Origin of the sequence: Arenibacter echinorum (assembly GCF_003259375.1) — a bacterium.
Lineage (GTDB): Bacteria > Bacteroidota > Bacteroidia > Flavobacteriales > Flavobacteriaceae > Arenibacter > Arenibacter echinorum.
The window spans coordinates 551,457-568,622 of sequence record NZ_QLLN01000002.1; the positions used below are offsets into that span (position 1 = coordinate 551,457).

The window sequence follows — 17,166 nt, forward strand, 5'->3', positions numbered from 1 at the left end:
CTTTATCTATAAAGTGTGAAATGTCCAACAAATTCCCTGTCATCTTCTTCTCCTTTAAGTTTTATTACATACCAGTAATCTCCAGTTGGAAGTTCGGTATTGTGGTATAGCCCATCCCATCCTTGGTCATTAAGACCCATTCTGTAAACCTCCCTACCATAACGGTCAAATATTATGGTTAGTATTTTTGGGAAGCCTTCTTGGTTTCTAGGTCTCCAGAAATCATTTTGTCCATCACCGTCAGGGGTAAAGAAATTAGGGATTTCTATATCAATGAACTCCATAAAGATTTCCGCAATGGCTTCACATCCGTTCTGATCTACAACCCTTACAATGTGGGTTTTTGTTTCCGTTATATAACGTGTATTATCCGTACCATTGTCCTTGTCGTCAAAATAGAAAGTGTACTCTTGTTGTCCACCTGTGGCAACAGCCGTAATTTCGTTGATGTTCCCAGGTGCCAAGGTAAGAACCAACGGTTCAAAGTTCTCTATTTCAAAATCTATGGTCAATACACAACCATTGGCATGGGCTATGGCAATATAGTGGGTTCCAGGAGCAATATTGGTAAAATTAGGTTCCAAGACCATGTCATTTGGATCGGTGGAGTCCAGGGCATACATTACTTCCGGGGCAACTGTTGGATCTTCCAGTACCAGATCAATTGAATTGTTAGGGATGTTACCCGTACATTCATATATTGGGGTAGCTGTAGCATTTAAGTTTACTCCCGGATCAATGGTTACAGCCATGTTGATCATACAACCCTGTGCATCCCTTATGAAAACGGCATAAGTTCCAGCAGCTAGATTGGTAAACATGGTTCTGTCCAAGACAAAATCGCTATCTGCAGTTGAATTTATACTAGTGCTATAGGGAGCGGTTCCTCCGGAAATGGTCAAGGAAATGGTTCCATCCTCACTACCAATACATATTTCCGGTGTGGTTGTAGGTACTGCAGTTATAATGGCCGGTTCTGTTATGGTATATCTCAATTGCTCAAAACATCCATTAATATCCTGTGCAATTACAGTATAGTTACCAGGAGCTAGATTTGTAAATGTATTTACCGTATCAAATTTGTCCAAGTTGGGTGAAATGGAATATTGATATCCACCGGAACCACCACTTAAGGAAACTGTTATACTACCATCACTGGCGCCATTACAGCTAACGTTCGTAAAGGAATCGTCAACAACCAATGGAGTTGGTTCCGTTATCCTGTTTTCGTTGGATACTACTACACAATCATCACTTGTTACCCTAACCCAGTAACTGCCAACTGTAAGGTTGCTGAACTGACGGCTTGTTTGTGGTCCGGCAATACTATTGGTCAAAGCAGCATCTGTGAACAGTTCATAACGATAATTACCCAATCCTCCATCTGCCTTGGCAATCAACATAGCGGTATTATCACCATTACAATTAATGACAGCAGCAGAGGTATCCATGGTGACCGTTAATGGTTCAATGACATCTTCCTTGATTTGATTGGACAAAGTGGAATTACATCCAAATGAATCCCTAACAAAGTATCTATAAGTTCCTGCAGGCACTGTGAAAGTATGTGTGTTACCACCACTCATTGGAAAATAATTGATATCGTCCAAACTATATTCATAAGGACCTGTTCCTCCGTGGGCCGTTAACAGCAATTCTGCGTCGTTTAAGCAAGTTAATGGACTTGTCCTTATTAAAGAGGCATAAACTTCCGTAGGATCTATTATAGTGGCCTGTACGGTTTCAACATCGCATCCCCAACCATCGGAAACGGTAATTGTATAGATACCAGATTTTAGGTTGTTGAATATTGGACTAACTTGTCCGCCGGAGGTATATACAATGTTGCTACCTGTGGAATCATAAACATTCAATTGATATTGGTATATACCTTCACCTCCAGCCATGTTAATGGCAGTCAATGCACCATCACTATCTCCGTAGCAATCCAATGTAGTGGATATTGGAGTGATGTCTGCAGTAATCGGAGCGGGTTGTACCAAAGTTTCGGTATCGTTTAGGATACAGCCATTGGCATCGGTAATCTGTACTGTGTAATTCCCGGCTGATAGATTTCCAAATACCATTACGTTAACATCAGTGGCATTGTATACCTGTGAGGTGGTGGTATTGGTCAGTACAATATCATAGGGACCATATCCTCCACTTGGGTCTACTATTATTTCACCTTGATCATTCGAGCAGGTAACGTTGGCTATTGCATCAACAATAGCGGTGAGCGCTCTGTCTGGAGAAATTATTTTTATTGTATTGGAATTCTCAGAACATAATGGAGCATTGGTTTCGGTAACCCTTACATAATAATTTCCTCCCGTTAGTCCAGTAATGGTCAATGGGTTGGTGGATGTGTTGGCCGATCCCGTAATTGCAGTGGCTACACCTGCACTGGTATATACCGTATAGTTATAAGGACCGGAATAGCCGCTTACATTTATTTGCAAGGCACCGTTATTGTCGCCAAAACAGGTTACAGGTGTTATAGCTGTAGCACTCACCTTGATCAAATCATAAGGAGCAATGGTATAAGTGGCAGTATCCACATAACATCCGGTTGTGGTGTCGGTAACCCTAAAGGTATAACTTCCCACAGCAGTTAAATTAAAGGTGGCACTGTTATAAGTTGGATTTCCTGTTAGTGTGGCATTGGTATTGCCAACAGGTAACAACTGATAGGTATACACATTGGCGGCATTGCCATTGTCGTTTACGGTTATTGTTACTTGCTCAGGTCCTGCACAGGATATGGCCGCATCCTTGGCCAAGGTAGCAGTAAACTTGTTCAAGGCAGGAATGTTCACTATGGTAACATCTGTACATCCGTTATCATCCTTAATGGTAACTGTAATAATCCTATCGGATCCATTATCGGATATATTAAAGGTATTGGAAGTAAAGAAATTTACTCCGTTGATGCTATAGGTATATGGAGCTGTTCCCCCTGTTCCCACTGCGGTTATCACTGCCTGAGAGGCCTGGTTATTAACATTACAGGCAAAAGTGGTAGCGGTAGCGGTTACATCCACTGCATTTGGTTCGTCAATGGTTACGGTTTGCATGGTAAAGCAACCCCTATCGGAGGTTACGGTAATGTCGTAGTTACCTGCGGTTAGACCCGTGAACAGGTTGCTGTTCTGTGTGGTCGGCGGATTTGTACCGTCGTTGATGGTAAATGTATATGGCGGGTTGTCGTTGGAAGCATCCAAGATTACCTGAATGGAACCGTCGGCACCCCCGTTACAGGATACGTCCTCTGTGGTATATGTAAACACGACCGGCGTTGGAGTTTCCAGGGAAACGGGCACCTGTGCATCACAATTGGATCCCGAGGTATCGTATACCACTGCTGTATAGTTTCCAGGGGCCAGTCCGTTGAACACGTTGGAAGCCTGTGGGGTACCAACAACGCTTATTCCACTATTATTTAAAAGATCGTACTCGTAGTTTCCTGCACCTGCCCCACCGCTTGCGGTGATGGTGATTACCCCGTCGTTGGCGATACATGAAGGCTGGGCGGTAGCCACTGCTGCTGCACCCAATGGGGGCAGTATGGTAATGGTATCAGTAACGGTACACCCGTTGGCGTCACGTACGGTCACGGTATAGTTTCCCGGGGCGGATACGGTAAAAATGCCGCTGCTCTGGAATCCGTTCCCGATGCTGTATTTTAAAGGCGCTACACCTGTACCTGTTGCGGTAAAGGTATAGGATGTCCCGTTGGAGGTACACTGGTCGTCGGCATAGGCCGGAAGGCTTACCGTCGGCATAGGATCTTCGGCTATAACCACATCGATCTTATAGGTACAGTCCATGGCATCTTTCACCCAAACGTCCCAGTTAAGGTTGGTTACGGGGTCAAGTACGGCACTGGCACTAGCGGTATAATCACCTGGGTTCACAACCGCACCGTCCTGTACAAAGGCATAGGTATACCCACCGTTCCCGCCAGTGGCTTGTACGGTCACCTGTGCACCGATGTTACAGTTGGCGTTGATATTGTTCGTTTCTACCAGATTCAGAATTGCGTTCGGAGAACCTATGGTAATCGTATTGGTGGTATCATCGCAGAACGGGGTATCCGTTGCGGTAATTACCACATAGAAGTTCCCTGCAGGCAATCCTGATATACTGAGGACACCTGGTGCCAGGCCGGTATTTGTAATGGTGGTTGTAGTACCATTGCTATTGAATACCTCATAGGAGTAGTTTCCGGTATAGTTGGTTACCTCTATTTCCATAACCCCATCGGAGTCCCCATAACAGGTAACCGGGGTAATGGCCGTGGCCACCACCTCTATAATGTCGTATGGAGGAATATTATAAGGAGCTGTGGTGAAATAACAACCGGTCACATTATCGGTCACCCTAAAGGTATAGTCCCCTGGGGCGGTCAAGGTAAAGTCGGCCGTATAGGTAGCTGCACCAGGTGCTTGTACGATAGCACTTCCCGTTGGCAAAAGTTCGAAGCTAAAGTCGCCCGAACCTCCTGTCACGGTCACCCTGGCCACCTCATCATTGTTACAGGTAATTTCTGTAATCTGAGCAACGGATACATCCGTAATGGTGGGTAATGGGTTTATAGTCTGGGTTGGAATTGTAAAAGTACAGCCATTGCTATCCTTTACAATAATATCATAATTGCCAGCTGTTGTAACCGTATAGGTAAATACATTTCCACCTGTAGGTATAAAGGCACCACCATTAACACTATAGGTATAGGAAGGTGTTCCAGTACCAGCAGTAATAGTAACTTCAATAGAAGCAGATTGGACGCCATTGTTCATATTACAAGCGAAATCGGTTACATCGGTGATCGCGGCATCTAAAACATTAGGTTCATCAATGGTTACGGTTTGTAAGGTAAAGCAACCCCTGTCCGAGGTAACGGTAATGTCGTATGTACCTGCGGTGAGACCTGTGAACAGGTTGCTGTTCTGTGTGGTCGGTGGATTTGCACCATCGTTTATGGTAAAGGTATATGGCGGGTTGTCGTTGGAAGCATCCAGGATTACCTGAATGGAACCGTCTGCACCCCCATTACAGGACACGTCCTCTTTGGTATATGTAAATACTACCGGAGTAGGGGTTTCCAAGAATACGGGCACCCTTGCATCACATCCAGATCCCGAGGTATCATAAACGATGGCGGTATAGTTGCCCGGAGCCAGAACGTTGAATACGTTGGAAGCCTGACGGGCCCCTCCGGTTACGCTGTTACCAACGGAATTCAAAAGGTCGTACTCGTAGTTTCCTGCACCTGCCCCACCGCTTGCGGTGATGGTGATCACCCCGTCGTTTGCGGTACATGAGGGCTGTGCGGTTGCGACTGCTGCCGCGCCCAATGGGGGCATTATGGTAATGGTATCGGTAACGGTACATCCGTTGGCGTCACGAACGGTGACGGTATAGGTTCCCGGGGCGGAAACGGTAAATGTGCCGCTGCTCTGGAATCCGTTCCCGATGCTGTATTTTAAAGGCGCTACACCTGTACCTGTTGCGGTAAAGGTATATGATGTGCCGTTGGAGGTACACTGGTCGTCGGCATAGGCCGGAAGGCTTACCGTCGGCATAGGATCTTCGGCTATGACCACATCGATCTTATAGGTACAGTCCATGGCATCCTTCACCCAAACGTCCCAATTGAGGTTGGTGGAAGGATCAAGGACATCACTGGCACTAGGGGTATAATCACCTGGGTTCACAACCGCACCGTCCTGTACAAAGGCATAGGTATACCCACCGTTCCCGCCACTGGCAGAGACGGTCACCTGTGCACCGATGTTACAGTTGGCATTGATATTTTTGGTCACTGTCAGGTCTAGGTCCGCCGCTGGCGATACAATGGTCACAGTGTTGGTGGTATCGTCGCAGAACGGGGTATCCGTAGCGGTAAGGACCACGTATAGGTTTCCTGCGGGCAATCCTGAAATGGTTCTCGGGTTTGCTGAGGTATCTGTACTTATAACTGCTGTAACGTTGGCTCCGCTACTGTTGAACACCTGATAATCGTAATTGCCCAGATAGTTGTTCACCTGGATCTGCAATTCCCCATCGGAGTCCCCATAACAGGTCACCGGGGTAATGGCCGTGGCCACCACTTCTATCAGGTCGTAAGGCGCCACATTATAAGGAGCTGTGGTGAAATAACAACCGGTCACATTATCGGTCACCCTGAAGGTATAGTCCCCTGGTGTGGTCAATGTAAAGTCGGCCGTTTGGCTCACCAAGCTCTGGGTCGGGGCACTTCCCGTTGGCAAAAGCTCAAAGGTAAAGTCGCCCGAACCTCCTGTTACGGTAACCCTTGCCACCTCGTCATTGTTACAGGTTATGGCGGTCTGCTGACCAACGGTAACGGCTGTAATAGTGGGTAAAGGGTTTATGGTTACAGTATCGGTATCTGTACAACCGTTGGCATCACGTACAGTTACGGTGAAATTTTGAACTGCACCGGTATCGTTGATGTTAAAGGTATTGGTAGTAAAGAAGTTTATCCCATTTATGCTGTATGTATAAGGTGCTGTTCCAGTTGTTGGAATATCCGCTGTTATTACAGCTTGGGCTACAGAATTATCTGCGGCACAGGCAAAACTGGTGGCAGTTGCGTTGGCCACTAATTCACTAGGCTCATTGATAGTAAATGGAATATCTGTTTTACAGAACCTTGCCGATCTTATCCTTACAATGTAATCGCCTTGATCCAATCCGGTAAAGACATTGGAGGATTGTGGTAACAAGGTCCTTGGAATAATTCCAGTACTATCAAATAATTGATAGGTATAAGGTGGATTATCCATGCCTGGATCTAGAGTTACTACTATAGAACCATCACTGGCACCATGGCAACTTACATCTTGTATATCCCCTATGGCAGCAACTACAGCCGTTGGTACGTCCAAGGTAATATCGATAAATGAATCACAACCTGTCGCAAGATTGTCATATACATAGGCTCTGTAAGTACCTGGGGTTAGACCTGTAAAAGTTGATGATAATTGTTTTGGTCTTATAATATTGTCCGAGGTATCCCTAAGTTCATATCTGTAATTGAACAAGGTACCCCCATAGGCATTTACCTTAATCTCGCCATCATCCTGTAATAAGGCATTACACGATGGAGTTACCACAACTTCGGCCGACAAGGAGGTTGGGGTGTAAATATCTATATTTTCGATATTGCCACAACCATTGGCATCCCTTATTTCTACGGTATGGTTTCCTGAACTTAGTCCTGTGAAATCATAAGTTGCTGGGCCACCGGTAAAGGTAACTGCCTGAAATGCACCTCCATCCAAACTGAGGAAATAAGGTTGCATGCCAGGGGTGTCCAAAGTAACTTGGATGATAAAATTACCTTCGGTTGTAGCACATTGATTTGGTACAGTAAGACTGATTGCCGGTGTAGGATCTTGCCCTACAGTGACATCAAAAAATCTTATACAATCATTGGCGTCCTTTACATAAACTCTATAATCTTCGGCATCGGCATTGAAGAATCCAGAGGTATTCGTTCCGGTCCATGTGGACACATCAGGGGCCGCTGCAGAGGCCAATTCCAACTGGAATAAATAAGGGGCCTTACCATAACGTGCATTGGCGGTTATGGTACCTGCATTGGGCACACAATTGTCATTGGTTGAAGTAGCCGTTATCTCCAATAAGGCTGGGGACTGCTCTATTACAAATGGATCCGATGCATTGACACATCCAGCATTTGGACCATTTACTTCTTCAAATAGTATATAGTATTCTCCTGGTGCAAGCCCTGCCAATGTTCTACTTTGTGAAGTTCCTGCGATTACCACACTAGAGCTACCAGTAATTCCGGTGGCAATATTGGTGGTTTGGGTATAGATTTCATAGTTTACTTGTGTTCCACCATAACCGCTATAGGTAAAGTTTACGGATCCGTCCACTGTGCCAAAACAACTTATATTTGAAGTAGCATCTACCGTTGAAGTTAAAGTTGAATTTGTTGTTACTGGAACCGTAGCTTCTTGAATATATTGACACCCAGTATCCGAATCATAAACTATAAAGGTATAGGTAACACCTGGGTTTAAACCTGTAAAATTGTGGGTATAAGGGGGTGATCCGGCACCTCCATCTTGAAGATACCAATCGGGATGTCCAGCATACCAAGTTGTTTCAGGATAAATGGCAAAGTAGAAGGTGCCTGTCCCCAAAGTTCCATTACTTGCTGCGGCTTCTACCAGCATTTCACCAGTTCCAGGAGCACATCCAGCCACAGGTGAAGTAGTAATAAGGACGTCAGGACCAGTAGTGATGGTAACAGTGGAGATACTTTCACAACCGTTATTGTCAATTACCCTAACGGTATAATCTCCAAAGTTTAATCCTGTGAAGGTATGGTCATTGGTACCTGATGAAGTATCATAAGTATCCGTAAAGGAATAATCATTGTTATTTATTTCATATATGTAGGTAGATGTTCCTCCACTGGCATCTACTGTTATTGTACCCATTACATTTGTAGAAGCCGAACAGGATAAATTTGTATGGCTTACATTGGCATTTATAGCAGTGGGTTCTGTTATAGTTTCAGTAGTGGTAACAAAACATCCTTTGTCATCGGTCAATGTTATTTGATAATTCCCGGCCGGTAATCCTGAGGTCTGACTACCATAATTCGTGCCCGAACCAGTTTCAACTATTGTAATGGTATATGGAGCAACCCCTACACTGGTATCCACAACGATATCCAAGGATCCGGAGTTATCCCCGTAGCAAAGAACATGAGTTGGGTTAACACTCGTGATAACTGGCGTTTCGGCCGGTGTAACGGTTACTACATTACTCTCAGTAATACAACCCTGGGAATCTGTTATTCTAAATCTATACGTACCTGCATTGGGTGTAGTATAAGGGAAGGCTCCGGCATATGCTACATAAGCTCCACCGTTAAATGCTACTTCATAGGTATAGGCAGGATAACCTCCATTAACGCTCAAATTGATTTCAGCATTTGTACTAACGGAACAATCCAGATCCTTGCTTAAAACTGCATTAGCCGTAAGCTCCGGTTCTATGGTAAATTGAACAGTATCTGTACATCCATTGCTATCAGTTACATGAAAGTCATAGGTAGCAGGTGTTAGGTCCACAAACGTATTGGAGGTTTGGGTAGGACCTGCATTCAAACTATAATAATAAGGGGCCAGTCCGCCTGTGGCGCCTACTACAATTGTTGCTAGTCCAGTTGAGGTATAGCATAAACTAGAGGCTGCCATGTCAATACTGGCTGTAGGATTGGTAGGGGTAACAATATCAAAGGTATCTGTTGCGGTACATCCACCGGCATCGGTAACACTTATGGTATAGGTTCCCAGTTTGTTGAGTTCGTTAAAAACATTACTGGCCTGTGGGCCTTTAACATTCGTATCGGGTTCGGTAAGTTGATAAACATATCCACCCCATCCGTCCGTTGCGGTAATGGTTACCGATCCATCAGCGGCACAGGTCATTGGGCTTAAATTAAAAGTAAATGCCAAAGGAGCTGTAGGTTCGTTTACGGTCACAGTGGCCGTATCGGTACAATTGGTGGTATCGTCAGTAACGGTAATGGTATAATCCCCAGCCAAAAGACCGCTAAAGTTCAATGGGTTGGTGTTTATTCCGGATTGTGGGGCAATGGCCGTTGGTCCAGTTACGGTAAAGCTATAATTGCCACTAAATCCGGATATATTGTATTGTATGGCTCCATCCGCACTTCCCTGACAGGATACGTTCTGTGTCAAAGTACCCAGCACATTTATCTTGGAAACAGGGTTCAGGGTGTAGTTTTCGTCATATGAACATCCTTTGGCGTCAGTAATTCTAAACGTATAGGTGTCGGGAGCAAGTCCTGTAAATATACCTGTTGCATTGGAAGCGACTGCAGCCACCGGTGCAATAATTTCAAAAGTGATTGCACCGCTTCCTCCAGTTGGAGTTAAAGTGATATCAGAAGTCTCGGCTGGACAGTTGGCTGCCGTGGCACTAAAGTCGATGTCTGTTGGTGGCGTTAATGGATCAATGGTGATGGGCCTAGTGGCGGTACATCCATTGGCATCCTTAACGGTAAGCGTATAATTACCGTCCTTAAGTCCGGAAAAGCTATTGGCTCCAAAATTGATGCCGTCTATACTATACGTATATGGAGAAGTACCTCCAATTACGTTCTGGGCCTCCACACTAGCATCCTGAAGACAGGTATATTCTTGTATGATAGCGGTATCGAAAGTGATAGCTGCTGGCTCTCCCACGGTAACCGAATTGGTTACGGTGCAATCCTTGGCATCCTGAACGGTATAGGAATAGGTTCCTGCGGCCAGGCCGGAATAAGTGGTATTATTGTTTAGTCCTCCCCCATCAAAATTTACTTGGTAAGGCGCAGTTCCAAAATTGGTGTCGAACACTATTTCTACAACTCCATCACTACCACCATTACAGCTTACATCGGTCACCGTTTCAGAGGCCTGCGGGCTGCTGGTAGGATCTATTGTGATTTCTGTTGTTTGGACGGTACAGCCTTCGTTGTCCGTAATTTCGAAAACATAGGTTCCGGCTGTAGTTGCGGTGTAGTTAAAGTTGGTCACTCCGGCACCCAAGGCGGTTGAAGCTCCATATCCTGCAGCGTCAATATCTACTCTGTAACTATAATCAGCATATCCGCCATTTATCGTAATTTCTATTGTGGCATCTGGGCTTAGGGTACAATCCAATTCTTTTGTGACAGCGCTTGATACACTTAGCTGTGGCTCAATGATTATGGTATTCGATATAACATTACAGCCATAGGCATCCCATACCTCTACGGAATAAGATCCTGGGGCTAGGTTGTTGAATACGTTTCCGTTTTGTGCAGGTGCACCATTGAGACTATAGGTGTATGGAGCAATTCCGCCAGCAGCGGTCGCAGTAAGGCTAACCCCTGTTCCCGGTACGTAACAAAGGTCCGTGGTTGCAGCTAAAGTTGCTGTAGGATTTGCGGGTGCAACTATATCAAAGGTATCGGTAACGGTACATCCACCTGCATCGGTAACGCTGATAATATAAGTACCATTCTGATTTAGTCCAGTAAATGCATTGCTTCCCTGTGGCCCCAAAACAGCGGTATCCGGTTGCTCAATTTGATATGTATATCCTCCCCATCCGTTTGTTGGGGTAATGGTTACCGATCCATCAGTAGCACATGTCAATGGGCTTACCACAAAGGTAAAGGCCAATGGGTCTGCAGGCTCGTTTACGGTCACAGTGGCCGTATCGGTACAATTGGTAGTATCGTCGGTAACGGTGATGGTATAATCCCCAGCCAAAAGACCGCTAAAGATTAATGGGTTGGTATTTATTCCAGATTGTGGGGCAATGGCCGTTGGTCCAGTTACGGTAAAGCTATAATTGCCACTAAATCCGGATATATTGTATTGTATGGCTCCATCGGCACTACCCTGGCAGGACACATTTTGGGTCAAAGTGCCCAATGCATCTATTTTACTTACTGGGTTTACCGTATAATTTTCGTCATATGAGCAGCCTTTTGCATCTGTAATTCTAAAGGTATAGGTGTCCGGAACCAGATTATTGAATACTCCTGTTGCATTTGTTGCGATTGAGGCTGCAGGTGCAATGATTTCATAAGTTATTGCTCCACTTCCACCTATGGCTGTTAAGGTTACATTTGATGTCTCGGACGGACAGTTGGCCGCGGTACTAGTAAAAGTAATATCGGTTGGTGGATCTAATGCCGGAACATTTACGGGTAAGGCAGCAAAAGTACATCCACTTGCGTCACGAACGGTGATCGTATAATCTCCATCGGTAAGTCCAGTAAAGGTATCCCCTGCTACAAAATTAATTCCGTCGATACTAAAGGTATATCCAGGTGTTCCCCCAGTTATATTTTGGGCTTGTATACTGGCAGTTTGCAGACAGGTATATGGTTGTGTTAGTACGGCATCTGCAGTAATGGCATTGGGAGCTGTCAAAGTTGCGCTACCATTAAAAGTACAACCTTTACTGTCCCGAACTATATAATTATATGTTCCCGAAGCAAGTCCGGAGTATGTGGTCTGATTGCTAAGCCCTGCACTATTAAAGTTTACCTGATAAGGTGCAGTTCCAAAGTTGGGATCTATAACAATTTCAACACTACCGTTCCCGGCACTATCACAATTTGGATTGGTAATATTATTGGTTGCTACAGGATTGGTAATGGGATCCACAACAACAGTGGTTTGTGCTGTACAGCCTTCACTATCCGTAATTAAGAAGGTGAAGCTACCATCTACAGCCGTGGTATAAGTTATGGTATTACCTACTATAGCGGTACTTGTTCCACCGTTTATTTGATAGCTATATGCGGCATACCCACCATTTATGGTAATATCAATTATCGCTTCGGGAGAGGCGGAACAATCCAATTCTTTGGTAATAACATTGGACACTGTCAGCTGAGGCTCAATGGTTATTGTATTTGTAGTAACACTACATCCATAAGCATCCCTTACAACAACGGAATAGTTGCCAGGAGCAAGGTTGTTAAACACATTGCCATTCTGTGCCGGGGCACCATTTAGGCTATAGGTGTATGGTGCAATTCCACCTGCTGCTGTAGCAGTAAGGCTAACTCCCGTACCAGGAACATAACATAGGTCCGTTGTGGCATCTAGAGTTGCAGTAGGATTAGCCGGGGCTAAAAGATCGAAGGTGTCGGTAACTGTACATCCTCCGGCATCGGTAACACTTATGGTATAGGTACCGGTTTGACTAAGACCTGAAAACACATTGCTTCCCTGAGGACCTAAAATGTTATTATCGGGCTGTTCAAGTTCATAGGAGTATCCTCCCCAGCCATTGGTTGCTGTTATGGTAACCGATCCATCGGTGCTACAAGTTAAAGGGGTTGTGCTAAAGGTAATACCTAAGGCAGTTGCCGGTTCACTTACAGTAATCGTGTTGGTATCGGTACAGTTAGTAGTTTCATCGGTAACTACTATGGTATAGTCGCCAGCTACCAGACCGGTTAAATTAATCGTGTTGGCAGACTGTCCCGTAATGGCGGTTGCGCCATTAACGGAATAGCTATAGGTAGTGCTAAAATCGTTTATATCAAAGTCTATGGCTCCATCGGCATTTCCTATACAACTTACGTTGTTGATCAAAGTGCCAACAGCGGTAATAGGATCGACAGGAGTAATGGTGTAGGTTTCGTCATAGGAACAACCTTTACTATCCGTAACCCTAAAGGTGTAGGTGTCCGGATTAAGGTTATTAAAAGTTGCCGTTTTACCAGCTATGGAATTTGAAGCAATTGCCGAAGGGGCAATAATCTCTATGGTCAATGGATCAATACCGTTGACTGCGGTTACCGTAACATTGGATGTTTGGGTAGGGCAGTTTGGCGCTGTTGAGGTAAAGGTGAGGTCTGTTGGCTCATCAAGCGGATCAATTACTATGGTATTGGTAACAAAGGTACAAAGTGTTGCATCCCTAATCGTAATACTATAACTTCCACTCGTAAGATTGGAAAAAGTTTCCGCACCCGGGCCCGAAACAAAGTTAACCCCGTCAATACTATAAGCGTAAGGAGCAGTTCCACCAGTAACATTTTGTGCCTCTATGATACCGTCTTGTAGGCAAGTATAATCCTGTATTAAGGCAGCATCACCTGAGACGCCGTCTGCGGGACCACCAATGGTGAAATCTTGAACGAAATCGCAACTTGCCCCTCCTTTGGATTGAGTAAGTGTTACGGTATAATTGCCTTGAGGTAGTCCAGTAAAAGTTCCTGAGGAATTGATTACGTCATCAGTGTCGGGATCTTCGTAGGTTAAGGTATACTCAACCTTATAGCCGTTGGTATTAGTCATATTATAGACTATACTACCGTCTTCCGCTCCAAAACAACTTTCATCAGTGACCGAGGTGGTGAATTCCACTGCTGGAACCAAATTTATGGTAACGGTGTTGGAAAAGGAATAGCAATTATTCCGATCTACTACCACAAAGGTATAATCTCCCGGGTCTAGAATATCGAATATTTGGCTGGTTTGAAAGTTACCTGGGGGTATAGAGGTTACATTGGGATAGGAGGTAACAGTATTACCACCTTCATCCACATAAGACCAAATGGCATAGGTATGAGGTGTTTTTCCACCACTGGAATCCATAAGGATATTACCTTCCTTACAACTAATATGTTGGGAAATCCTTGCGGTTAAGTCAAGGTCGGCCTCACTGATGACAGTGACCTTTTCCTCTAGGAAACAACCATCGTCCGTGCGTACACGGATTATATAGTTACCAGCATTCAAATTTTCAAAAGTAAAGTTGTTATCTGGTTGTGCTGTCTCATTGTCCAGTAGTGTACCATTGCCACCGTTACTCCCGTCATCTATTCTAATCTCATATTCGTAATTTGCCTCAGCATTCATTGCTTGAATGTTTATGCTGCCTAGCGTACTACATGTAGCTGCCGTTGTTGTAATGTTGAGTTGGAAATTTCGATTTCTAATGCCTATATCCGGGGTGGTAAATTCACAGGATCCATCTATTGGCTCCCCAGTAACATTATCCAATTGTGTAATACCCACTCTGTAGGCACCATTGGTACTAATATCAAAGCTTGGACCGTTATTGGCGCTATAAGGCACTACAATGGTGCCGTTGGCAACATCATATAGTTGATAGCCATAACCCAAACCTAGATTGGTAATGGTAATATTACCTGGTGTAGTACAAATAATATCGTTGGCATTGTACTGTATATCCAAATTGTTCTGGAAAACGTTAAAATAGAAGCGGCTAAAACAACCATTTTGGTAATTGACTACCAAGCGGAATTTACCGGCACTATTTGCCGTAAAACTTGGACCTATAGACACTTGGTTCCAGGTACAGGTGGCATTTTTGTTACCACAATCGTCCCCTGAATCCGTACAACTACCCTCAACCAACTGTTCCCAAACCATACTTTGGGCATCGGCAATGTTTACCTGTATCAGCTGGGTGTCATTTACACCACAAAGGAAAATCTTTGGCAATGGACTACCGTCTACGGAACAACTTACAATTTCGCCCTGTACATCATTGGTAGGATCGGCATCATTGTTACTGTTGTTGAAAAAATCAACAATAGGGTTTGTTTGTGTGGCACCAAAACGCTCCACAACCAATATTTCCTTAAAGCCCTTACATGGGTCGGCAACAATTTTGTCTACAATATAGGTGCCTATGGCGCTAACCACAAAGGTACTAGGGTCGTTATCCGAATCACCATCGGTTATTACAGTATCGGCGGCATCCAATTCTTGGTTGCCGTTTTCATCCTTATACCATATATAATCGTCAAAACCATCACCGGCATCCAATAATGCTTGATCTCCACAAAGTTTTACTGTTCTGATAAAGTTACAATCGGCCAAATCGTCCAAAAGGAAGTTGGTGGCACCAGGTATAACGAATCCACAATTATCGAAGTCAGTTACACTGGGGTCATCGCTAATTTGGTTGCTGTTTAGTACTCCACGATATGTAGAATAAGCCAGGTTTTGGATAAGATCCGAACAGGCATCCACAAAATCGAAGCAGTTTTCCGCCACCTTCACCCTCATACGTATAGCGTAACTGGGATCGTTTTTCTCCACCAAGCTGTTTGGAATAGAAAACAGAACCGTACGGGTAGGCTCGTCATAGGTATAAGTTACCCCCGTAGGCAGGGTAAAGTTGGTTTCGTCTAAAGTAACATTAATGGGAAGTATATCCTTAATCGTATAATTATCAGCACTATCGTTACCAACGTTTCGGAAGGTTAGCACATAGTCCAAGGTCTGGCCAAGGTTTACCCCTTGTCCGGTTATATCATTTCCTGCAATATCTTCAACAGTTTTAGTTAAGTTTATTACTGGTTCAATAATTTCAACGTCGAAGGAGGTAAAGAAAATATCGTATTTATCCTGTGAGGAGCTGGCCCTTAAGGTAGCCCCTGTTTCGTTGTTGGGAATAACGCCGTTAAGTGGATTGTTGATATTAAAAAAGTCAACATCCCAACCCAATGTATTTATGGAGTTGGGGTTTCTGTCCATGACTATGGCATTGGCCCTGGTAATATTACTATTGAAGAAATTATTGGTAGGGTTTACTGTATTCCCTAAAGCGGTATAGGTTAGGTTGCTATTGGCTTTAATGGAAAGTCCGTCACCACCTATTCTGTTATCCCCTTCCAAGGTACCAACACCCAATTGTGCAATTACGGGAAATGGTGCTGGGAGAGTTGTAAATCCGTTTACCGGGATATCAACGGTTTGCCCGGATTTTATCCCGGCATATCCGTCAAAAGTCGTAATATATTTTCCAGGTAAATTGGGGTCCTCAAAGACAACGACCATTTTCCATCCTCCGGAAACACCCCCGGAAATACTACTTCCCGAACTGGCCCTTATGTTGGCAGCAAAGTATTCCCCGTTGGGGTCGGCCATTCCGGCAACAATGGAAGTAACATCCTTATAACAGGCGTATGGGCTGTAATAGCCAAAATCGGCGTCTCCTGCGCCGTCAAATAATATTTCATCTGCCGTTAAGTCTTGATAAGTGCCACCGGGAATCTTAAACTTAAGCTGGTTAAAGCCCGTTCTGTTACTTGAACTGAATACTGCTGACCAATATAGTCCGGCGTACCTTACTTTGGCACAATCGGGGTTAGGAACGGTTAAAGTTGCACTACTGGAACTAAAGGTTGAGGCATCGCCATCGATATCGATATACTGCATATCGAGGTCGTCGTTGTATTCCGAGGAGTTCCCTGTGTCATTATAGGGATCGTTAGGGTTTTCTCCAGGTACCCATTCCTTATTCTTGCCTTTTCCCTTCCAATAACCATCAGTTTGTCTGTTGACGATATTGTTGGCTATAAAGGTTATATCACCACGCAGTTCATTTTCATAACGAACATCAAAATTGTTTTTAACTTGAGAATAGGCAGAGAAAATGCCTAATAGTAAAAAACAGGTCAGCAGTAATTTTTTAGTATTTTTTGATCCCATTAGGTAAATTAGTTTGGTATGGCATACATTATTAAGTGATTTGGGTCGCTTATAATGTCTACTTGGAAGGTTGGTTTTTGGGATCTTTACCAAAAATTGTTAAAAACAT

Annotated in this window: 1 protein-coding gene; it reads right to left on the minus strand. The window is 44.3% G+C overall.

Annotated features, from left to right (window positions below):
• Positions 1–2: 2 nt before the first annotated feature.
• Positions 3–17,057, minus strand: a complete 17,055-nt coding sequence (locus LV92_RS06180; RefSeq protein WP_111622764.1) for a T9SS type B sorting domain-containing protein — start codon at positions 17,055–17,057, stop codon at positions 3–5.
• Positions 17,058–17,166: the final 109 nt, after the last annotated feature.

Coding starts and splice junctions, on each gene's coding strand:
- LV92_RS06180 (WP_111622764.1), bottom strand. CDS start 17,057: ATGGGATCAAAAAATACTAAAAAATTACTGCTGACCTGTTTTTTACTA.